Below are 20,338 nucleotides of genomic sequence, written 5' to 3' on the forward strand. Positions count from 1 at the left end.
TCATGGCTGATTACCAGGGTAAAAACGTCGTCATTATCGGTCTGGGACTCACCGGACTTTCATGCGTGGACTTTTTCCTGGCCCGCGGCGTTACCCCTCGTGTGATGGACACCCGTGCGACACCGCCCGGCCTGGATAAATTACCTGAAGCGGTGGAGCGCCATGTTGGCAGTCTCAATAATGACTGGCTGATGACGGCGGATCTGATTGTGGCAAGCCCTGGTATCGCCCTCGCGCATCCGTCGCTGAGCGCGGCAGCAGAGGCGGGCGTTGAAATTGTGGGTGATATCGAGTTGTTCTGTCGTGAAGCGCAGGCGCCGATTGTGGCGATTACCGGGTCTAACGGGAAAAGCACCGTGACGACGCTGGTCGGTGAAATGGCGAAATCGGCAGGCGTGAACGTTGGCGTTGGCGGCAACATTGGCCTTCCTGCGCTGATGTTACTGGATGATGAGCGCGAACTGTATGTGCTGGAACTTTCCAGCTTCCAACTGGAAACCACGTTCAGTTTGCAGGCGGCAGCCGCCACCATTCTTAACGTCACCGAAGATCATATGGACAGGTATCCGTTTGGTTTACAGCAGTATCGCGCGGCCAAACTGCGTGTTTATGAAAACGCGAAAGTTTGCGTGGTGAATGCCGATGACGCGTTAACCATGCCGGTTCGCGGTGCCGATGAGCGCTGTGTGAGCTTTGGCGTCAACATGGGTGACTACCACCTGAACCGTCAGCAGGGTGAAACCTGGCTGCGGGTGAAGGGAGAGAAAGTCCTGAACGTGAAAGAGATGAAGCTCTCCGGTCAACATAACTACACTAACGCCCTGGCGGCGCTGGCGCTGGCGGATGCCGTAGGCTTACCGCGCGCGAGCAGTCTGAAAGCGTTAACGACATTCACCGGCCTGGCACATCGCTTCCAGTTAGCGTTGGATCACAACGGTGTGCGCTGGATTAACGACTCGAAAGCGACCAACGTGGGCAGCACGGAAGCGGCGCTGAATGGGTTGCATGTTGACGGGACGCTGCACCTGCTGCTGGGTGGCGATGGTAAATCGGCGGACTTCTCCTCACTGAGCCGTTATCTGGCAGGCGATCGTGTGCGTTTGTACTGTTTTGGTCGCGATGGCGCACAACTGGCGGCGCTGCGCCCGGAAATCGCAGAACAAACCGGGACGATGGAAGAGGCAATGCGTTTGATAGCGCCGCGCGTGAAACCAGGCGATATGGTGTTGTTATCGCCGGCCTGCGCCAGTCTCGATCAGTTTAAGAATTTTGAGCAACGGGGTGACGTATTTACCCGTCTGGCGAAGGAGTTGGGTTGATGCGTTTATCTCTCCCTCGCCTGAGATTGCCGCGCCTGCCGGGATTTGGTGTCCTGGGCTGGATCTTTACGGCGCTGAAAGGCTGGGTGATGGGCTCGCGGGATAAAGATTCCGACAGTCTGATCATGTACGATCGCGTGCTGCTGTGGCTGACTCTGGGCCTCGCGGCGATCGGTTTTGTCATGGTGACATCGGCGTCAATGCCCGTAGGACAACGGCTGGCGGGCGATCCGTTCCTGTTTGCCAAACGTGATGCGCTCTATATATTTCTGGCATTTTGTCTGGCGATGATCACGCTGCGTCTGCCTATGGAGTTCTGGCAGAAGTACAGCACCACGATGCTGATCGCATCGATCGTCATGTTGTTGATCGTGCTGGTGGTGGGGAGTTCGGTAAACGGGGCGTCTCGTTGGATAGCACTCGGTCCTCTGCGTATTCAGCCCGCGGAATTTACCAAGCTGTCGCTGTTTTGTTATCTCGCGAACTACCTGGTGCGTAAGGTTGACGAAGTTCGTAATAACCTGCGCGGCTTTTTAAAGCCAATGGGTGTGATTCTGGTACTGGCGATTTTGCTGCTGGCGCAGCCAGACCTCGGTACGGTGGTGGTGCTTTTCGTGACCACGCTGGCGATGCTGTTTCTGGCCGGAGCGAAGTTGTGGCAGTTTATCGCCATTATCGGCATGGGGATTTCAGCGGTCGTACTGCTGATCCTCGCTGAGCCGTACCGTATTCGCCGCGTTACCTCGTTCTGGAACCCGTGGGAAGATCCGTTCGGAAGCGGTTATCAGCTCACCCAATCGCTGATGGCATTTGGTCGCGGTGAAATGTGGGGGCAAGGATTGGGTAACTCGGTACAAAAACTGGAGTACCTGCCGGAAGCACATACGGACTTTATCTTCGCCATCATTGGCGAAGAACTGGGTTATATCGGTGTGGTATTGGCACTTTTAATGGTATTCTTCGTCGCTTTTCGCGCGATGTCGATTGGCCGGAAAGCGCTGGATATCGATCACCGTTTTTCCGGATTTTTGGCCTGTTCCATCGGTATTTGGTTTAGTTTTCAGGCACTGGTGAACGTCGGCGCGGCGGCAGGTATGCTGCCAACAAAAGGTCTGACGCTGCCGCTCATCAGTTATGGTGGCTCAAGTTTGTTGATTATGTCGACGGCCATCATGCTGTTGTTGCGAATTGATTATGAAACGCGTCTGGAGAAAGCACAGGCGTTTACACGAGGTTCACGATGAGTGGTCAAGCGAAGCGGTTAATGGTGATGGCAGGCGGTACCGGCGGACATGTGTTCCCGGGACTGGCGGTTGCGCACCATTTAATGGCTCAGGGCTGGGAAGTTCGCTGGCTCGGCACCGCAGACCGTATGGAAGCGGATTTAGTACCAAAGCATGGAATTGGCATTGATTTCATCCGTATTTCCGGGTTGCGCGGTAAAGGTGTGAAAGCGCTGTTGGCGGCCCCGTTGCGCATCTTTAACGCCTGGCGTCAGGCGCGCGCGATCATGAAAAGCTTTAAGCCCGACGTGGTGTTAGGAATGGGCGGCTATGTATCCGGGCCAGGCGGTCTTGCGGCCTGGTCTTTGGGTATTCCGGTTGTTCTGCATGAACAAAATGGTATTGCCGGATTAACTAACAAATGGCTGGCGAAAATTGCAACAACGGTGATGCAGGCGTTTCCTGGCGCGTTTCCCAATGCGGAAGTGGTTGGCAATCCGGTACGGACCGATGTACTGGCACTGCCGCTGCCGCAGGATCGTCTGGCCGGACGCGAAGGTCCGATTCGCGTACTGGTGGTCGGAGGGTCGCAGGGCGCTCGCGTGCTGAATCTTACCCTGCCGCAGGTTGCCGCTCGACTTGGCGATGCTGTGACTATCTGGCATCAAAGCGGGAAAGGCGCACAGCAGATGGTTGAGCAGGCGTATGCCGAGGCGGGGCAACCGCAGCATAAGGTAACTGAATTTATTGATGACATGGCCGCAGCTTATGCCTGGGCGGATGTCGTGGTCTGTCGCTCTGGCGCATTGACAGTGAGTGAAATCGCTGCAGCCGGTTTACCCGCGCTGTTTGTGCCGTTTCAGCATAAAGACCGACAGCAGTACTGGAATGCGCTGCCGCTGGAAAAAGCGGGCGCAGCCAAAATTCTTGAGCAGCCGCAGTTTACTGTGGATGCCGTCGCCAGCACCCTGTCCGGGTGGTCGCGAGAAAGTTTATTAACCATGGCAGAACGTGCCCGCGCTGCATCGATTCCGGATGCCACCGAGCGTGTTGCAACAGAAGTAAGCCGGGCTGCCCGGGCGTAATTGTGGCGGTGCCTTTTGCATCGCAGGATATTTTTGAAGTTAATGGCGTAAAGAATGAATACACAACAACTGGCAAAACTGCGTTCCATCGTGCCCGAAATGCGTCGCGTTCGGCACATTCACTTTGTCGGCATCGGTGGTGCCGGGATGGGCGGTATTGCCGAAGTTCTGGCCAATGAAGGCTATCAGATCAGTGGTTCCGATTTAGCGCCAAACCCGGTGACGCAGCAACTGACGAATCTGGGGGCAACGATTTATTTTAACCATCGCCCGGAAAACGTGCGCGATGCGAGTGTGGTGGTTGTCTCCAGTGCCATTTCTGCCGATAACCCGGAGATTGTGGCGGCCCATGAAGCGCGAATTCCGGTGATTCGTCGCGCGGAGATGCTGGCGGAGTTGATGCGTTTTCGTCACGGTATCGCGATTGCCGGAACGCACGGTAAAACGACCACTACAGCAATGGTTTCCAGCATCTACGCAGAAGCGGGTCTGGATCCAACCTTCGTTAACGGCGGTCTGGTGAAGGCGGCTGGCGTGCATGCGCGTCTGGGTCATAGCCGTTATTTAATTGCCGAAGCGGATGAGAGCGACGCGTCGTTCCTGCATCTGCAGCCGATGGTGGCGATTGTCACCAACATCGAAGCCGACCATATGGATACTTACCATGGCGACTTCGAGAATTTAAAACAGACGTTTATTAACTTCCTGCACAACCTGCCGTTTTATGGTCGTGCAGTGATGTGTGTTGACGATCCGGTGATCCGCGAACTATTGCCGCGCGTGGGGCGTCAGACCACAACGTACGGTTTCAGCGATGATGCGGATGTTCGCGTGGAAGATTATCAGCAGATAGGTCCGCAGGGGCATTTCACTCTGCTGCGTCAGGGGATGGCCGATCTGCGCGTGACGCTGAATGCGCCTGGTCGTCATAACGCGCTGAATGCGGCGGCGGCGGTTGCAGTCGCAACGGAAGAGGGCATTGCAGATGATGCGATCCTGCGTGCGCTGGAGAGTTTCCAGGGAACGGGGCGTCGTTTTGATTTCCTCGGTGAATACCCGCTTGAGCCTGTTAACGGTAAAGCAGGTACGGCGATGCTGGTGGATGATTATGGTCATCACCCAACAGAAGTGGACGCGACCATCAAAGCGGCGCGGGCGGGGTGGCCGGATAAGAATCTGGTCATGCTGTTTCAACCACACCGTTTTACGCGAACTCGCGACCTGTATGACGATTTCGCCAACGTGCTGACGCAGGTTGATACGTTGTTGATGCTCGATGTTTACGCCGCGGGCGAAGCGCCGATTCCGGGAGCGGATAGCCGTTCGCTGTGTCGCACCATTCGTGGTCGCGGTAAAATTGACCCGATTCTGGTGTCTGATCCGGCCCAGGTTGCAGAAATGCTGGCACCGGTATTAACCGGCAATGATTTGATTCTGGTACAAGGGGCGGGAAATATTGGCAAAATCGCGCGTTCCTTAGCTGAAATCAAACTGAAACCGCAAATTCAGGAGGACGAGCAACATGGCTGATAAAATCGCGGTCCTGCTGGGCGGTACCTCCGCTGAACGTGATGTATCACTGAATTCCGGTGCGGCTGTGCTGGCCGGGTTACGTGAAGGCGGTGTGGATGCGCATGCCATTGATCCAAAAGAGGTCGATGTTACGTTACTGAAGTCGATGGGCTTTCAGAAAGTATTTATCGCACTTCATGGTCGCGGCGGTGAAGATGGCACATTGCAGGGGCTTCTGGAGCTGATTGGCCTGCCCTATACCGGCAGCGGTGTGATGGCGTCGGCGATCTCCATGGATAAACTGCGCAGCAAGCTGCTGTGGCAGGGGGCGGGTTTACCCGTCGCGCCATGGGTCGCAATGACCCGCGCTCAGTTCGAAAAAGGGCTGAACAAAGAACTGCTTACGCAGATTTCTGCGCTGGGTTTGCCGCTGATTGTGAAGCCAAGCCGTGAAGGTTCCAGCGTCGGCATGTCGAAAGTGTCAGAATATGATGCTTTACAGGATGCTTTAGTTCTCGCTTTTCAGCATGATGAAGAAGTACTGATTGAGAAATGGCTCAGCGGTCCGGAATTTACGGTTGCGATACTCGGTGAAGAAATTTTACCGTCAATTCGTATCCAACCCGCTGGAACCTTCTATGATTATGAAGCGAAGTATCTGTCTGATGAGACACAGTATTTCTGTCCTTCAGGTCTGGAAAACGAGCAAGAGGACATTTTACGGGCATTAGTACTGAAAGCATGGACAACCCTGGGATGTCAAGGATGGGGGCGCATTGATGTCATGCTGGATAGCGATGGACAGTTTTATCTGCTGGAAGCGAATACCTCGCCGGGTATGACCAGCCATAGCCTGGTGCCGATGGCGGCGCGTCAGGCGGGGATGAGTTTCTCGCAGTTGGTGGTTCGAATTCTGGAGTTGGCGGACTGATATGTCGCAGGCTGCGCTGAACACGCGAAACAGTGAAGAAGAGATTTCTTCCTCACGTCGTAATAATGGAACGCGTCTTGCAGGAATTTTATTCCTGCTAACGGTGCTGTGTACCGTGTTGGTCAGCGGCTGGGTGGTGTTAGGCTGGATGGAAGATGCGCAACGTTTACCGTTGTCAAAACTGGTGTTAACCGGTGAGCGTCATTACACAAAGAATGATGATATCCGCCAGTCAATTCTGGCGCTGGGCGCACCTGGCACCTTCATGACCCAGGATGTGAATATCATCCAGAGCCAGATTGAACGCTTGCCGTGGATCAAACAGGCCAGCGTCAGAAAGCAGTGGCCGGATGAATTGAAGATTCATCTGGTTGAATATGTGCCGATTGCACGTTGGAATGATCAGCACATGGTGGATGCCGAAGGTAACACCTTCAGTGTGCCGACCGATCGAATCGGTAAGCAGGTGCTGCCCATGTTGTACGGCCCTGAAGGCAGCGCGAGTGAAGTGTTGCAAGGCTATCACGACATGGGACAGATGCTGGCAAAGGACAGGTTTACCCTGAAGGAAGCGGCGATGACCGCACGTCGATCCTGGCAGTTGACGCTCAATAACGACATTAAGCTCAACCTTGGCAGGGGCGACACGATGAAACGTTTAGCTCGCTTTGTAGAACTTTACCCGGTTTTACAGCAGCAGGCGCAAACCGATGGCAAACGGATTAGCTACGTTGATTTGCGTTATGACTCAGGCGCGGCAGTAGGGTGGGCACCCTTACCTCCTGAGGAATCTAATCAGCAACAGAATCAGGCACAGGCAGAACAACAATGATCAAGGCGACGGACAGAAAACTGGTAGTTGGACTGGAGATTGGCACCGCGAAGGTAGCCGCTTTAGTAGGGGAAGTTCTGCCCGACGGTATGGTCAATATCATTGGCGTGGGCAGTTGCCCGTCCCGGGGTATGGATAAAGGCGGGGTCAACGACCTCGAATCGGTGGTGAAATGCGTACAGCGTGCCATTGACCAGGCTGAACTGATGGCGGATTGCCAAATATCGTCAGTGTATCTGGCGCTTTCGGGCAAACATATTAGCTGTCAGAATGAAATTGGCATGGTGCCGATTTCCGAAGAAGAAGTGACTCAGGAAGACGTAGAAAACGTCGTGCATACCGCGAAATCCGTTCGCGTTCGCGATGAGCACCGGGTGTTGCACGTGATCCCGCAGGAATATGCGATTGACTATCAGGAAGGGATCAAAAACCCGGTCGGTCTTTCCGGTGTTCGTATGCAGGCAAAAGTGCATTTGATCACCTGCCACAACGATATGGCTAAAAACATTGTTAAAGCCGTTGAACGTTGTGGCCTGAAAGTTGACCAACTGATATTTGCCGGACTGGCGGCCAGTTATTCCGTATTGACGGAAGATGAACGTGAGCTGGGGGTCTGCGTAGTGGATATCGGTGGTGGTACAATGGACATCGCCGTATATACTGGCGGGGCTTTGCGCCATACGAAAGTGATCCCTTATGCAGGGAATGTGGTCACCAGCGACATTGCGTATGCATTCGGTACGCCGCCGAGCGATGCGGAAGCGATTAAAGTTCGCCATGGTTGCGCCCTGGGATCCATCGTCGGGAAAGATGAAAGCGTTGAAGTGCCAAGCGTGGGTGGTCGTCCACCGCGCAGTCTGCAACGTCAGACGCTGGCAGAGGTCATTGAGCCGCGTTATACCGAGCTGCTCAACCTGGTCAACGAAGAGATATTGCAATTACAGGAACAGCTTCGCCAGCAGGGTGTGAAACATCATCTGGCGGCGGGGATTGTACTGACCGGTGGCGCGGCGCAAATTGAAGGTCTTGCCGCCTGTGCCCAGCGGGTGTTCCATACGCAAGTGCGTATTGGTGCGCCGCTGAATATTACCGGTCTGACGGATTACGCTCAGGAGCCGTATTACTCAACGGCGGTGGGGCTGCTTCACTACGGGAAAGAGTCCCATTTGAGTGGTGAAGCTGAAGTAGAGAAGCGTGTTACGGCTTCAGTTGGCTCTTGGATTAAACGTCTGAATAGCTGGCTGCGAAAAGAGTTTTAATTTTTTTATGAGACCGGCGAAAATTACGGCCTCAGGCGACAGGCACAACGGAGAGAGAAACTATGTTTGAACCTATGGAACTGACCAACGACGCGGTGATTAAAGTCATCGGCGTCGGTGGCGGCGGCGGTAATGCCGTTGAACACATGGTGCGCGAGCGCATTGAGGGTGTTGAATTCTTCGCGGTAAATACCGACGCTCAGGCATTGCGCAAGACGGCGGTTGGGCAGACTATCCAGATTGGTAGCGGTATTACCAAAGGTCTGGGAGCTGGGGCGAACCCGGAAGTCGGTCGCAATGCCGCGGATGAAGATCGTGAAGCACTGCGTGCAGCGCTTGACGGCGCAGACATGGTGTTTATCGCAGCAGGCATGGGCGGCGGTACCGGAACCGGTGCAGCGCCGGTGGTTGCGGAAGTCGCTAAAGATTTAGGTATCCTGACCGTAGCCGTTGTGACTAAACCTTTCAATTTTGAAGGTAAGAAGCGTATGGCTTTCGCGGAGCAGGGGATCACTGAGTTGTCCAAGCATGTGGACTCGCTGATCACTATCCCGAACGACAAACTGCTGAAAGTGCTGGGTCGTGGTATCTCCCTGCTTGACGCGTTTGGCGCGGCGAACGACGTGCTGAAAGGCGCGGTGCAGGGTATCGCGGAACTGATTACCCGCCCGGGTCTGATGAACGTCGACTTTGCAGACGTACGCACCGTGATGTCCGAAATGGGTTACGCGATGATGGGCTCTGGCGTGGCGAGCGGTGAAGACCGTGCGGAAGAAGCGGCTGAAATGGCGATCTCTTCTCCACTGCTGGAAGATATCGATCTGTCTGGCGCGCGTGGCGTACTGGTCAACATCACGGCGGGCTTCGACCTGCGTCTGGATGAGTTTGAAACTGTGGGTAACACCATCCGTGCTTTTGCATCGGATAATGCGACCGTGGTTATCGGTACTTCTCTCGATCCGGATATGAACGACGAGCTGCGTGTTACTGTGGTAGCTACCGGTATCGGTATGGACAAACGTCCTGAAATCACGCTGGTCACCAACAAGCAGGTGCAGCAGCCTGTGATGGATCGTTACCAGCAGCACGGCATGGCACCGCTGACGCAAGAGCAGAAACCTGCTGCGAAAGTGGTGAATGACAACACGCCGCAAACCGCGAAAGAGCCGGATTATCTGGATATTCCTGCATTCCTGCGTAAGCAAGCTGATTAAGAATTGGCTGGAATTTGGGATTCGAGGCTCTTTGTGCTAAACTGGCCCACCGAATGTATAGTACACTTCGGTTGGATAGGTAATTTGGCGAGATTATACGATGATCAAACAAAGGACACTTAAACGTATCGTTCAGGCGACTGGCGTCGGTTTGCATACCGGCAAGAAAGTCACCCTGACCTTACGCCCTGCGCCGGCCAATACCGGGGTCATCTATCGTCGCACCGACTTGAATCCACCGGTAGATTTCCCGGCCGATGCCAAATCTGTGCGTGATACCATGCTCTGTACGTGTCTGGTCAACGAGCATGATGTACGGATTTCAACCGTCGAGCACCTTAACGCGGCGCTGGCAGGTTTGGGCATTGATAACATTGTTATCGAAGTCGATGCTCCGGAAATCCCGATCATGGACGGCAGTGCCGCTCCTTTCGTCTATCTGCTGCTTGATGCAGGTATTGAAGAGCTGAGCTGTGCGAAGAAATTTGTACGCATCAAAGAGACTGTACGTGTCGAAGATGGCGACAAGTGGGCCGAGTTCAAACCGTACAATGGTTTTACGTTGGATTTCACCATCGACTTTAACCATCCGGCCATTGACTCCAGCACACAACGCTATGCGATGAACTTCTCTGCTGACGCGTTTATGCGCCAGATTAGCCGCGCGCGTACGTTTGGTTTCATGCGTGATATCGAATATCTGCAGTCCCGTGGCCTGTGCCTGGGCGGTAGCTTCGATTGTGCCATCGTTGTTGACGATTATCGCGTACTGAACGAAGACGGCCTGCGTTTTGAAGATGAATTCGTTCGTCACAAAATGCTTGATGCTATCGGTGACTTGTTCATGTGTGGTCACAACATTATTGGTGCATTTACCGCCTACAAATCCGGTCATGCACTGAATAACAAATTGTTGCAGGCTGTCCTGGCAAAACAGGAAGCCTGGGAATATGTGACCTTCCAGGACGACGCAGAACTGCCGCTGGCTTTCAAAGCGCCTTCGACCGTACTGGCATAACGACACTCATCGTCGCATAAAATCGACTGGTTCATCTGGCACTCTCTCCGGCCAGGTAACCAGTCTTTTTTTTGGGCTTTTATTTTTATATCTCTTCGCTAAAACAGACTTATTGTCGCGCAAACTGCCATACTGTTATTACAGGGCGTGCGAACGCTGTTTTCTTGAGCATTTTTATCCGCAACTTCTCATCAATACTGCTGTAGAGCCTGCGCATTAATGATAAGATTTGTGCGCAAAAAACGTTTGAATAATTGTTTTGGGATGGCAATAACGTGAGTGGAATACTGACGCGCTGGCGACAGTTTGGTAGACGCTACTTCTGGCCGCATCTCTTATTAGGGATGGTCGCGGCGAGTTTTGGCCTGCCTGCGCTCAGCAATGCTGCTGAACCCAATACACCCGCAAAAGCGGCATCAAGCAGGCACGATCAAAGCGTCAACGTAGCTTTCAGCCAGTTTGTTTTGCTTGAAGCGACCAACCGTCGCCCGACCTTTACCGTCGACTACTGGCATCAGCATGCTATACGTACGGTCATTCGTCATCTTTCTTTCGCAATGGCACCACAGGCGTTGCCGGTTGCAGATGAGCCGTTGCCACTTGAGGCACATCATTTAGCCTTACTGAACACACTCAGCGCGATGCTGACTCAGCAAGGCTCTCCCTCTGCCATAGCGCCACGGGTAACTTATTCACATTTCACGCCGCAGGCCGTATTCACCGTTTCCGCCTGGATCAGTCAGGCGCAGGGAATCCGTGCTGGCCCTCAACGCCTCAGCTAAGCTAAAACAACCTTCAACTTTTTATTATTTTGACCCCACATCGCGGGGCGTTTGAGATTTTATTATGCTAATCAAATTATTAACAAAAGTATTCGGTAGCCGTAACGATCGTACGTTGCGTCGTATGCGTAAAGCGGTTGCGGTGATCAATGCCATGGAACCGGAGATGGAAAAACTCTCCGATGACGAACTGAAAGCGAAAACGAATGAATTCCGCGCACGTATTGAAAAAGGAGAAAGGGTAGAAAACCTGATCCCAGAAGCTTTCGCCGTGGTCCGTGAAGCCAGTAAACGTGTGTTTGGGATGCGTCACTTTGACGTTCAGTTACTCGGCGGTATGGTCCTCAACGATCGCTGCATCGCGGAAATGCGTACCGGTGAAGGTAAAACCCTGACCGCTACGCTGCCCGCTTACCTGAACGCGCTGAGCGGAAAAGGTGTTCACGTGGTTACGGTGAACGACTACCTGGCGCAACGTGACGCCGAAAACAACCGTCCGCTGTTTGAATTTCTCGGGATGACCGTCGGTATCAACCTGCCCGGTATGCCTGCGCCAGCCAAGCGCGAAGCTTATGCGGCTGACATCACTTACGGTACTAACAACGAGTACGGCTTTGACTACCTGCGCGATAACATGGCGTTCAGTCCTGAAGAGCGTGTTCAGCGTAAACTGCATTATGCGCTGGTGGATGAGGTCGACTCCATTCTGATCGATGAAGCACGTACCCCGCTGATCATTTCCGGCCCGGCTGAAGACAGCTCGGAAATGTACAAAAAAGTGAACAAAATCATTCCGCATCTGATTCGCCAGGAGAAAGAAGACTCTGATACCTTCCAGGGTGAAGGTCACTTCTCTGTGGATGAAAAGGCGCGCCAGGTAAACCTGACCGAACGCGGCCTTGTACTGATTGAAGAGTTGCTGGTGAAAGAAGGCATTATGGATGAAGGCGAGTCTCTGTACTCTCCGGGCAACATTATGCTGATGCACCACGTTACCGCGGCGCTGCGTGCTCACGCGCTGTTTACTCGCGATGTTGATTACATCGTGAAAGACGGTGAAGTTATCATCGTTGATGAACACACCGGCCGAACCATGCAGGGGCGTCGTTGGTCTGACGGTCTGCACCAGGCTGTTGAAGCGAAAGAAGGGGTGGAAATTCAGAACGAGAACCAGACCCTGGCTTCCATTACTTTCCAGAACTACTTCCGCTTATATGAAAAGCTGGCCGGTATGACCGGTACAGCGGATACCGAAGCGTTTGAATTCAGCTCAATCTATAAACTGGACACCGTGGTGGTGCCGACCAACCGTCCGATGATCCGTAAGGACATGCCGGATCTGGTCTATATGACCGAAGCGGAAAAAATTCAGGCCATCATTGAAGATATTAAAGAGCGTACCGCGAATGGCCAGCCAGTGCTGGTGGGGACTATCTCTATCGAAAAATCAGAGGTCGTTTCTAACGAGCTGACCAAAGCGGGAATTAAGCACAACGTGCTGAACGCCAAATTCCACGCCAACGAAGCCGCTATTGTTGCTCAGGCAGGCTATCCGGCGGCTGTTACCATCGCGACTAACATGGCGGGTCGTGGTACGGATATCGTGCTGGGTGGTAGCTGGCAGGCTGAAGTGGCGGAGCTGGAAAACCCAACGCCAGAGCAAATCGCACAGATTAAAGCCGACTGGCAGGTTCGTCATGAAGCGGTGCTGGCATCCGGTGGTCTGCATATCATTGGTACGGAACGTCACGAATCCCGTCGTATTGATAACCAGTTGCGTGGTCGTTCTGGTCGTCAGGGCGATGCGGGTTCTTCCCGTTTCTACCTGTCGATGGAAGATGCGCTGATGCGTATTTTTGCCTCTGACCGTGTCTCCGGCATGATGCGTAAGCTTGGTATGAAACAGGGCGAAGCCATTGAGCACCCCTGGGTCACCAAAGCGATTGCCAACGCACAGCGTAAAGTCGAAAGCCGTAACTTCGATATTCGTAAGCAACTGCTGGAATATGATGATGTGGCTAACGATCAGCGTCGCGCAATTTACACTCAGCGTAACGAACTGCTGGACGTAAGTGACGTTAGTGAAACCATCAACAGCATTCGTGAAGACGTATTTAAAGCGACTATTGATGCCTACATTCCGCCGCAATCTCTGGAAGAAATGTGGGATGTGCCGGGTCTGCAAGAACGCCTGAAAAACGACTTCGATCTGGATATGCCGATTGCAGAATGGCTGGATAAAGAGCCAGAACTGCATGAAGAGACGCTGCGTGAACGTATTCTGGCGCAGGCCATCGAAGTGTATCAGCGTAAAGAAGAGGTGGTTGGCGCAGAGATGATGCGTCACTTCGAGAAAGGCGTCATGCTGCAAACGCTTGATTCCTTGTGGAAAGAGCACCTGGCCGCGATGGATTACCTGCGTCAGGGCATCCACCTGCGTGGTTATGCGCAGAAAGATCCGAAGCAGGAATATAAGCGTGAATCCTTCGCCATGTTTGCCTCTATGCTGGAATCGCTGAAATACGAAGTGATCAGTACGCTGAGCAAAGTGCAGGTGCGTATGCCGGAAGAGGTGGAAGCGATGGAACAGCAACGTCGCGAAGAAGCTGAACGTTTAGCGCAGATGCAGCAGCTTAGCCACCAGGATGACGATACTGCTGCGGCAGCGGATCTGGCCGCACAAACGGGAGAGCGTAAGGTCGGTCGTAACGATCCGTGCCCATGTGGATCCGGTAAAAAATACAAACAGTGCCATGGCCGTCTGAGCTAAGGTCTGACAGAAAGACAATAAGGCGCAGGGGACTGCGCCTTTTTTATGGGGTCAATAATATGAAAACACTGCAAATCGCCGTCGGGATCATCCGGAATCAACACCACGAAATTTTTATTACCCAGCGTGCGGCGGATGCACATATGGCGAATAAACTGGAGTTTCCCGGAGGAAAGATCGAAGCGGGTGAAACGCCGGAGCAGGCTTTAAGCCGGGAGTTACAGGAAGAAGTCGGAATTGTGCCCGTCAATGCCACGCTGTTTGAAAAGCTGGAATACCGGTTTCCCGACAGGCACGTCACGCTGTGGTTCTGGCTGGTTGAAAGCTGGGAAGGTGAGCCGTGGGGGAAAGAAGGTCAACCGGGGACATGGATTGCGGCTGATGCGCTGGATGCGGAAGATTTTCCTCCCGCCAATGAGCCCGTGATTGCGAAGTTAAAACAGACACTGTAGGCCGAATAGCGGTTTCGCCTCATCCGGCCCACACGATTACGTTGAGGCAATCTACTCTTTCTCTTCGCTCCAGTCGTCGCTTTCTGAGAGATCGCCACTGCTGGGAATACGTTTCTCTTCTGCGGCCCATTCACCCAAATCGATCAACTGGCAACGTTTTGAACAGAAGGGGCGGAATGGGCTCACTTCCCCCCATACAACCGTCTTGCCACAGGTCGGGCAGTTTACGGTGATTGTCTCTGACATGTTTGCTCCTTAACAGCAGGCCAGTTCGAAATCAAGGCGTTCAGGCACCACGCCATTGTCGCTATCAAGCGGCATAAAACGGATAGCAAAACGGCTTTTATGTCCTGATATTTGTGGATAAAGCTGGTCATTTAGGGGCAACTGCAGACGCAGTAAATCGGCATCTTCACCGTTATCCTGATAAAAACCGTTCAGACTTGTTTGTTTACGAAATGGGGCAGAATTGCGAATTAAATCCAGGATCAGCGTCAGGGCCTGGTTGAGTGGATTGAGGCTGGCAAGCCAGCTATCGACCTGTGTATCGCGCTGAGCTTGCGGCATATGCAACCAGATATGCAGCGTCGGCAGATCAAAACTGCAGCAGCCTCCTGGAATGCTCAGACGCTGGCGGACCAGGGCAATCAGCCTGTCTTCTCGCAGAAATTGCCCTATACGCGGTGCGGAAATCAAAATACTGCCCGCCGTTTTTAACTGCTGGCGAAGCGCGTCAATGCGGCTCTGGTCGACACCCGGTACTTCCATCCAGGCCTGTAGCTTACGCTGCTGACGCTCAAGCTCTTTGAGTAACTCTGTACGCACTTCGCCTCGTTCGAAAACGTCCAGTAAGTCTCCGGCATTACGGAAAAAATGCAGAGCATCTGCATGACTGGCGATTGGCAGGTTAGCAGAGAGTTGTTGGATCAAAAACTCAATGCGCAGCCATGTACGCATCTTCTCATTGAGAGGGTGTTCAAAAAGGACCTGGGTGTGCATTACGGTTTTCCCTGTGAGACAAACTGCGACGCAAGTTGTAGATAACGCGCGTGCAGGCGTTTGACATCCGGGATGATGGACTCCGGAGTGCCATTATTATCAATAACATCGTCTGCTACCGCAAGGCGTGCTTCACGCGTTGCCTGAGCAGCGAGAATCTGTTCAACATGTGCGCGCGTGACATCGTCGCGCTGCATGGTTCGAAAAAGCTGCGTTTCGGGTGTGACATCCACCACGAGCACGCGGTTAGCTTTGCTATTGAGTCCATTCTCCACCAGTAACGGCACAACCCACAGAACATATGCAGATGTTGCCTGCTCAAACTGGCGTTGGGTTTCCTGCTGAATAAGCGGATGAAGCAGCGCATTTAACCAGGTCTTCTCTTCGGGATGGGCAAAAATCCGTTCGCGAAGTACCCGGCGTTGTAGCGTGCCGTCTTCGGCAATGAGTTCAGGGCCAAAATGTTCCGCAATAGCATGAAGCGCTGGCTTGCCGGGTTCAACAACCTGGCGAGCAATAATATCCGCATCAATAATCTGAATCCCGAGTTCAGCAAAGGCGTTTGCAACGGTGCTTTTACCACTGCCAATGCCGCCCGTTAAGGCTACTGTATACCGCATAATTTCGGATCCCGGAAATTCACTATGATAATCAATTCGTTGAAAGTTGAATGTACGCTGGTAACGGCGTCTTAGGGATAACCTGCCGTTTTCCAGGTAAATTTATGGGATTGTAGCGTAAAAAAAGAGAATTTCGCAGTCTTGCGCGGCATTGATTAGTGCGTATGATAACGTCACTGGAGTTGCGCTCTCATACTAATAGCCCTTAACCCCAGGAATCCGCACATGCGTATTGAAGAAGATCTGAAGTTAGGTTTTAAAGACGTTCTTATCCGCCCCAAACGTTCTACTCTGAAAAGTCGTTCCGATGTTGAGCTGGAACGTCAGTTTACCTTCAAACACTCAGGTCAGACCTGGTCCGGCGTTCCCATCATTGCGGCAAACATGGATACCGTTGGAACCTTCGAAATGGCGACGGCTCTTGCCTCTTTCGACATTCTGACCGCTGTTCATAAGCATTATACCGTAGAAGACTGGGCTGCTTTTATTGGCGGCGCATCGGCAAAAGTGCTGAAGCATGTCATGGTTTCTACCGGTACGTCTGACGCGGATTTTGAGAAGACGCAACAGATTCTGGCGCTGGATCCGGCGCTGAACTTTGTCTGTATCGACGTTGCAAACGGCTACTCAGAGCACTTCGTTCAGTTCGTGTCGAAAGCTCGCCAGGCCTGGCCGACGAAAACCATTTGTGCCGGTAACGTCGTGACCGGTGAAATGTGTGAAGAACTGGTTCTCTCTGGCGCAGATATCGTGAAAGTGGGGATTGGTCCCGGCTCCGTGTGTACCACGCGCGTGAAAACCGGTGTGGGTTACCCGCAACTCTCAGCCGTTATCGAATGTGCTGATGCCGCGCACGGTCTGGGCGGTATGATTGTCAGCGATGGCGGTTGTACCATGCCGGGCGATGTGGCGAAAGCATTCGGTGGTGGCGCAGATTTCGTCATGCTCGGCGGTATGCTCGCTGGTCATGAAGAGAGTGGCGGTAAGATCGTTGAAGAGAACGGTGAAAAATTCATGTTGTTCTACGGCATGAGTTCCGAATCCGCCATGACCCGCCACGTGGGCGGTGTTGCGCAGTACCGCGCAGCAGAAGGTAAAACCGTTAAGTTGCCGCTGCGTGGCCCGGTAGATAACACTGCACGTGATATCCTCGGTGGCCTGCGCTCAGCCTGTACTTACGTTGGCGCTTCACGTCTGAAAGAGCTGACCAAACGCACGACCTTCATTCGCGTTCAGGAACAAGAAAACCGCGTTTTCAACAGCCTGTAATCACCCGGACTGGCGCTGAATATAGCGCCAGTCTCGCTTATGTACTTTGCCTTTTTCGCTGTCGTCATCCTGCACCACTCATTGCATCTCCCAGATGAAATATCGGTAAATACATGGCGACCACCAGTGTACCGATAATGACGCCTGTAATGACCAACAGAGCAGGTTCGAGGAGTGCCGCCAGGTTATCCGCCATCGCCTGCGTATTGTCATCATGATGACGGGCAAGGTTATGTAGCATGACATCCAGCGAACCGGAAGCCTCGCCAGTCCTCACTAATTGCAAACACAGTGGGCTGAATTCTTGCGCATTTTTCAGCGCCTGCCAGATGGGAACGCCGGTACTGATGTCCTGCTGTACCTGAGCCAGACGTAGCGCCCAATAGGGGCACTGGATGGTCTCTTTAACGCTTTCAAGCGCCGGTAAAAAGGCGATCCCCGCCGACTGCGTCAGCGCAAGGATGGTAAAAATTTGCGTGAGTTTCTGGCCTCTGAGCAACCGGCCCATCACCGGGAGATGAAGTAATCCCCGCTGGCACAGAATGCGCCAGGAGGGATTTTGTCTCAGCAGGCCGTTTGTCACTATCAGCGCGATAACCATCAGAGCGATTAACCAACCCCAGCTTTTACTCCAGTCGGATAAGGCGATAATCCCCTGGGTGAGTGCGGGCAGTGGCGTGTTAAACGTGCGGTAAATAGCGGCAAATTCTGGCAAAACGAAATGGAGCATTGCCAGCACCACCATTAGTGCCATCGTTAAAATAATGACAGGGTATCGCAGCGCCTTTTTGACCTTATCGGTTAACTGTTTTTGTGCCTTCTGTTGGCGGGCGAGTTCAAAGCAACACTCATCCAGCTTCCCGGTTAATTCTCCGGTACGTATCATCGCCTGATACAGAGGGGGAAAAACCTCGGGCCACAGAGCCAGTGCGTCGGAGAGCGGGGTGCCATGTGCCAGTTCACGGGCAAGGCTACCTAACAGCGCTTGCCATTGTTTACTGGATTGCTGACCTGCCAGTAGCTCCAGCCCTTCGGAAAGGGTTAAGCCTGCCTTTAGCAGCGTCGCAAGCTGGTGGATCACTTCCGCACATTTATCTCCACGCCAGAGCGATCGTTTTACAGGCAGAGATCTCACGCGCAAAGGTATGACCTGGCGTTGCTCCAGCGTCTTTATCAGCATGAGTCTGTTGGCAGCCCAGACGGTTCCCTCACCGGGCTGTCCATCGTGACACATTCCCTGCCAGTACCACAGTCTGTTAGCTGTCATTCGGCATGCCCAGAATTCGTACGACTTCTTCAAAGGTTGTCAGTCCTTCGTCGACGGCACGGCAGCCACTTTCAAAAAGCGTGCTCATTCCCGCCTGTCTGGCCTGCATTTCCAGCGCTTCAGCAGAGGCATTGCCAGCGATGTGTTGACGTAATTCTGGCGTGATCGAAAGAAGCTCAAACAACGCTGTGCGCCCATAAAATCCGTGGTAACAATGTTCGCAGCCGGGCGCTTGCCAGTGAGGAAGCGGTGTGGGAAACAATGTCGGCGGCAGACGAATCGGGTCTTCGGCAAGATGCCGACAATACGGGCACAGTTTTCTGACCAGACGTTGCGCCACCACAAGCGTTAACGCAGAAGAGAGCATCCAGCGCGCCACGCCCATTTGCTGCAAGCGCACCAGCGCTTCACAGGTGGAGTTAGTATGCAGTGTTGAGAGCACCAGATGCCCGGTCTGCGCCGCCTTAATCGCAATTTCGGCGGTTTCACCGTCACGGATTTCACCCACCATGATGACATCCGGATCCTGGCGCAACAGCGCGCGCAAGACACCCTGAAAGGTTAGTCCGGCCCGTGGATGGATTTGCGTCTGATTTATTCCCTCCAGAGGAATTTCCACGGGATCCTCGACGCTACACAAATTCACTTCAGGTGCGTTTCGTGTCTGCAATGCGCTGTAAAGGGTGACCGTTTTACCGCTTCCCGTTGGACCGGTGACCAGAATCAGTCCCTGGGGTTGCTGCAGGGCGTGAAGGAAGGCTGAACGTTGCGTGTTATGCATCCCCAGCGAAGACACATCCAGCGCCTGGTTCACCTGATGCAGTAACCGAAGCACCACCTTTTCGCCGTGGCGACAGGGAAGCGTGGCGATACGAAATGAGATATCCGCGCCGTTCAGCTCAACGGTGAACTGCCCGTCCTGGGGCAGACGGTGTTCCGCAATATCCAGATGGCTTAACACCTTCAGGCGTGCCGTCAGCGCTATCCCTGTCTCTTTGGGGATATCGGGCAAACTGTGCAGTACACCATCTACCCGCAGGCGCAGTCGAACATGCTGTTCAGCGGGTTCAATATGAATGTCAGAGGCGCGTTTCGTGAGGGCACTCTGTAGTATTTTATCCAGCAACGCTGCGGCGCTAAGACCGGTGTCCTGAACGACTGCCGGGTGTGTTTGCCGGGACTGATGCTGGTGAGCCTCCATTTGCTGTCGCGTCCAGCAGTCAATCTCAATGCGTCGGGTGGTGGCGAAATGCAGGGCGTCCAGCAGTTCGTGAGAAGGGGCATCTTCAACGGCAATATGAATTGCGTCGAGGCTCGCATCGAGCAATATTCCCTGATAACGCTCGCATAGCGCAGTGAGCTGCGTGTTGTTCATCGCATGTCCTTAGTTGGCATCAAAACGAAAAACGTCTTCGCAGGCCTGTTTTAGCGCGCTGTCGTTTTGGATGTCGCAACTACGCGTCCAGCCTGTAATACCGTTCGCACTATCCCATCCAGGGGTCAGGCTGACGCTGAGTCCGTTGAGGCTTTCTTGTCCGGTCAGCGTGACAGCCCCGTTCTGAACACTTATTCCTGAGACGTAGCGTGTCGTCGTTACGGATGGAATACCGTTGACCCCGGCGTCACAGGTATCTGTTCCGCCGTGTTCCAGCGCGCACAGTTCAATGGCGGTGCGGTAGGGGACAAAGGTTTGCAGCATGTCAGTCAGCGCCGCTTTGCGCAGGTAGTTTTGATAGGCGGGAATGCCGATAGCGCTGAGAATAGCGATGATGCCAATCACGACCAT

General features: G+C 53.5%; 19 protein-coding genes. 13 read left to right on the forward strand and 6 right to left on the reverse strand.

Going from position 1 to position 20,338, the window contains the following annotated elements; all coding sequences use genetic code 11:
* Nucleotides 1–2 precede the first annotated feature (2 nt).
* The 12 genes from murD (at nucleotide 3) to mutT (ending at nucleotide 14,397) form a co-directional block, all read left to right on the forward strand.
* Nucleotides 3–1,319: a UDP-N-acetylmuramoyl-L-alanine--D-glutamate ligase gene (murD, locus tag WB371_RS02255; RefSeq protein ID WP_336218497.1), complete on the forward strand. Its 1,317-nt coding sequence runs from the start codon at nucleotides 3–5 to the stop codon at nucleotides 1,317–1,319.
* Entirely contained in the window at nucleotides 1,319–2,563 is a 1,245-nt protein-coding gene (gene ftsW / locus WB371_RS02260) for a cell division protein FtsW (protein ID WP_336218498.1), read from the forward strand. Before murD ends, ftsW begins: the two co-directional genes overlap by 1 nt.
* Nucleotides 2,560–3,627 (forward strand): undecaprenyldiphospho-muramoylpentapeptide beta-N-acetylglucosaminyltransferase, encoded by a 1,068-nt coding sequence (gene murG, locus WB371_RS02265; protein WP_336218499.1) that lies wholly within the window; start codon nucleotides 2,560–2,562, stop codon nucleotides 3,625–3,627. The genes ftsW and murG overlap by 4 nt, the downstream gene beginning before the upstream one ends.
* A 54-nt stretch (nucleotides 3,628–3,681) precedes the next feature.
* A complete protein-coding gene (gene murC / locus WB371_RS02270) occupies nucleotides 3,682–5,157 on the forward strand; it encodes a UDP-N-acetylmuramate--L-alanine ligase (RefSeq protein ID WP_336218500.1) in 1,476 nt (491 codons plus the stop codon).
* Complete coding sequence (locus WB371_RS02275; RefSeq protein ID WP_336218501.1) at nucleotides 5,150–6,070, forward strand: D-alanine--D-alanine ligase; 921 nt, start codon at nucleotides 5,150–5,152, stop codon at nucleotides 6,068–6,070. The genes murC and WB371_RS02275 overlap by 8 nt, the downstream gene beginning before the upstream one ends.
* A 1-nt stretch (nucleotide 6,071) precedes the next feature.
* Nucleotides 6,072–6,902 carry a cell division protein FtsQ gene (gene ftsQ / locus WB371_RS02280; protein ID WP_336218502.1) on the forward strand — a complete coding sequence of 277 codons (831 nt, stop codon included), beginning with the start codon at nucleotides 6,072–6,074 and terminating at the stop codon, nucleotides 6,900–6,902.
* Complete coding sequence (gene ftsA, locus WB371_RS02285; protein WP_003018755.1) at nucleotides 6,899–8,161, forward strand: cell division protein FtsA; 1,263 nt, start codon at nucleotides 6,899–6,901, stop codon at nucleotides 8,159–8,161. The genes ftsQ and ftsA overlap by 4 nt, the downstream gene beginning before the upstream one ends.
* A gap of 62 nt (nucleotides 8,162–8,223) precedes the next feature.
* Nucleotides 8,224–9,375, forward strand: a complete 1,152-nt coding sequence (ftsZ, locus tag WB371_RS02290) for a cell division protein FtsZ (RefSeq protein ID WP_336218503.1) — start codon at nucleotides 8,224–8,226, stop codon at nucleotides 9,373–9,375.
* Nucleotides 9,376–9,475: 100 nt separating this feature from the next.
* Nucleotides 9,476–10,393, forward strand: a complete 918-nt coding sequence (gene lpxC / locus WB371_RS02295) for a UDP-3-O-acyl-N-acetylglucosamine deacetylase (RefSeq protein ID WP_336218504.1) — start codon at nucleotides 9,476–9,478, stop codon at nucleotides 10,391–10,393.
* Between the two features lie 275 nt (nucleotides 10,394–10,668).
* Nucleotides 10,669–11,175 (forward strand): secA translation cis-regulator SecM, encoded by a 507-nt coding sequence (gene secM / locus WB371_RS02300; protein WP_336218505.1) that lies wholly within the window; start codon nucleotides 10,669–10,671, stop codon nucleotides 11,173–11,175.
* 64 nt (nucleotides 11,176–11,239) lie between these two features.
* On the forward strand, nucleotides 11,240–13,945 hold the full coding sequence (gene secA, locus WB371_RS02305) for a preprotein translocase subunit SecA (RefSeq protein WP_336218506.1): 2,706 nt from the start codon (nucleotides 11,240–11,242) through the stop codon (nucleotides 13,943–13,945).
* Nucleotides 13,946–14,004: 59 nt separating this feature from the next.
* Nucleotides 14,005–14,397 (forward strand): 8-oxo-dGTP diphosphatase MutT, encoded by a 393-nt coding sequence (mutT, locus tag WB371_RS02310; protein ID WP_336218507.1) that lies wholly within the window; start codon nucleotides 14,005–14,007, stop codon nucleotides 14,395–14,397.
* Nucleotides 14,398–14,448: 51 nt separating this feature from the next.
* Here mutT and yacG read toward each other — a convergent pair whose 3' ends face one another.
* The 3 genes from yacG to coaE are packed head-to-tail and all read right to left on the reverse strand — an operon-like array spanning nucleotide 14,449 to nucleotide 16,016.
* Nucleotides 14,449–14,643, reverse strand: a complete 195-nt coding sequence (yacG, locus tag WB371_RS02315; protein ID WP_336218508.1) for a DNA gyrase inhibitor YacG — start codon at nucleotides 14,641–14,643, stop codon at nucleotides 14,449–14,451.
* A 9-nt stretch (nucleotides 14,644–14,652) separates the two neighbouring features.
* Nucleotides 14,653–15,396: a cell division protein ZapD gene (zapD, locus tag WB371_RS02320; protein WP_336218509.1), complete on the reverse strand. Its 744-nt coding sequence runs from the start codon at nucleotides 15,394–15,396 to the stop codon at nucleotides 14,653–14,655.
* Nucleotides 15,396–16,016: a dephospho-CoA kinase gene (gene coaE, locus WB371_RS02325; protein WP_336218510.1), complete on the reverse strand. Its 621-nt coding sequence runs from the start codon at nucleotides 16,014–16,016 to the stop codon at nucleotides 15,396–15,398. The genes zapD and coaE overlap by 1 nt, the downstream gene beginning before the upstream one ends.
* A 225-nt stretch (nucleotides 16,017–16,241) precedes the next feature.
* Between coaE and WB371_RS02330 the strand changes: the two genes are divergently transcribed.
* Nucleotides 16,242–17,285 carry a GMP reductase gene (locus WB371_RS02330; RefSeq protein ID WP_336218511.1) on the forward strand — a complete coding sequence of 348 codons (1,044 nt, stop codon included), beginning with the start codon at nucleotides 16,242–16,244 and terminating at the stop codon, nucleotides 17,283–17,285.
* Between the two features lie 64 nt (nucleotides 17,286–17,349).
* On the opposite strand, the gene hofC is transcribed toward WB371_RS02330, so the two are convergent.
* Genes hofC through ppdD form a run of 3 tightly spaced genes read right to left on the reverse strand, consistent with a single transcriptional unit; the run spans nucleotide 17,350 to nucleotide 20,338 of the window.
* Nucleotides 17,350–18,552, reverse strand: a complete 1,203-nt coding sequence (hofC, locus tag WB371_RS02335) for a protein transport protein HofC (protein WP_336218512.1) — start codon at nucleotides 18,550–18,552, stop codon at nucleotides 17,350–17,352.
* Nucleotides 18,542–19,927 (reverse strand): type II secretion system protein GspE, encoded by a 1,386-nt coding sequence (gene gspE, locus WB371_RS02340; RefSeq protein ID WP_336218513.1) that lies wholly within the window; start codon nucleotides 19,925–19,927, stop codon nucleotides 18,542–18,544. The genes hofC and gspE overlap by 11 nt, the downstream gene beginning before the upstream one ends.
* A 9-nt stretch (nucleotides 19,928–19,936) precedes the next feature.
* Nucleotides 19,937–20,338: a prepilin peptidase-dependent pilin gene (gene ppdD / locus WB371_RS02345; protein ID WP_336218514.1), complete on the reverse strand. Its 402-nt coding sequence runs from the start codon at nucleotides 20,336–20,338 to the stop codon at nucleotides 19,937–19,939.

Origin of the sequence: Citrobacter amalonaticus (assembly GCF_037053465.1) — a bacterium.
Taxonomy (GTDB): domain Bacteria; phylum Pseudomonadota; class Gammaproteobacteria; order Enterobacterales; family Enterobacteriaceae; genus Citrobacter_A; species Citrobacter_A amalonaticus_H.

Bases quoted from the DNA above. Each gene is read 5' to 3' on its own strand.
- yacG (WP_336218508.1), bottom strand. From the start codon at position 14,643: ATGTCAGAGACAATCACCGTAAACTGCCCGACCTGTGGCAAGACGGTT.
- mutT (WP_336218507.1), top strand. From the start codon at position 14,005: ATGAAAACACTGCAAATCGCCGTCGGGATCATCCGGAATCAACACCAC.
- murG (WP_336218499.1), top strand. From the start codon at position 2,560: ATGAGTGGTCAAGCGAAGCGGTTAATGGTGATGGCAGGCGGTACCGGC.
- hofC (WP_336218512.1), bottom strand. From the start codon at position 18,552: ATGACAGCTAACAGACTGTGGTACTGGCAGGGAATGTGTCACGATGGA.
- ftsA (WP_003018755.1), top strand. From the start codon at position 6,899: ATGATCAAGGCGACGGACAGAAAACTGGTAGTTGGACTGGAGATTGGC.
- ftsW (WP_336218498.1), top strand. From the start codon at position 1,319: ATGCGTTTATCTCTCCCTCGCCTGAGATTGCCGCGCCTGCCGGGATTT.
- murD (WP_336218497.1), top strand. From the start codon at position 3: ATGGCTGATTACCAGGGTAAAAACGTCGTCATTATCGGTCTGGGACTC.
- ftsZ (WP_336218503.1), top strand. From the start codon at position 8,224: ATGTTTGAACCTATGGAACTGACCAACGACGCGGTGATTAAAGTCATC.
- zapD (WP_336218509.1), bottom strand. From the start codon at position 15,396: ATGCACACCCAGGTCCTTTTTGAACACCCTCTCAATGAGAAGATGCGT.
- WB371_RS02275 (WP_336218501.1), top strand. From the start codon at position 5,150: ATGGCTGATAAAATCGCGGTCCTGCTGGGCGGTACCTCCGCTGAACGT.
- WB371_RS02330 (WP_336218511.1), top strand. From the start codon at position 16,242: ATGCGTATTGAAGAAGATCTGAAGTTAGGTTTTAAAGACGTTCTTATC.
- ppdD (WP_336218514.1), bottom strand. From the start codon at position 20,338: ATGGTCGTGATTGGCATCATCGCTATTCTCAGCGCTATCGGCATTCCC.
- ftsQ (WP_336218502.1), top strand. From the start codon at position 6,072: ATGTCGCAGGCTGCGCTGAACACGCGAAACAGTGAAGAAGAGATTTCT.
- secA (WP_336218506.1), top strand. From the start codon at position 11,240: ATGCTAATCAAATTATTAACAAAAGTATTCGGTAGCCGTAACGATCGT.
- coaE (WP_336218510.1), bottom strand. From the start codon at position 16,016: ATGCGGTATACAGTAGCCTTAACGGGCGGCATTGGCAGTGGTAAAAGC.
- murC (WP_336218500.1), top strand. From the start codon at position 3,682: ATGAATACACAACAACTGGCAAAACTGCGTTCCATCGTGCCCGAAATG.
- gspE (WP_336218513.1), bottom strand. From the start codon at position 19,927: ATGAACAACACGCAGCTCACTGCGCTATGCGAGCGTTATCAGGGAATA.
- lpxC (WP_336218504.1), top strand. From the start codon at position 9,476: ATGATCAAACAAAGGACACTTAAACGTATCGTTCAGGCGACTGGCGTC.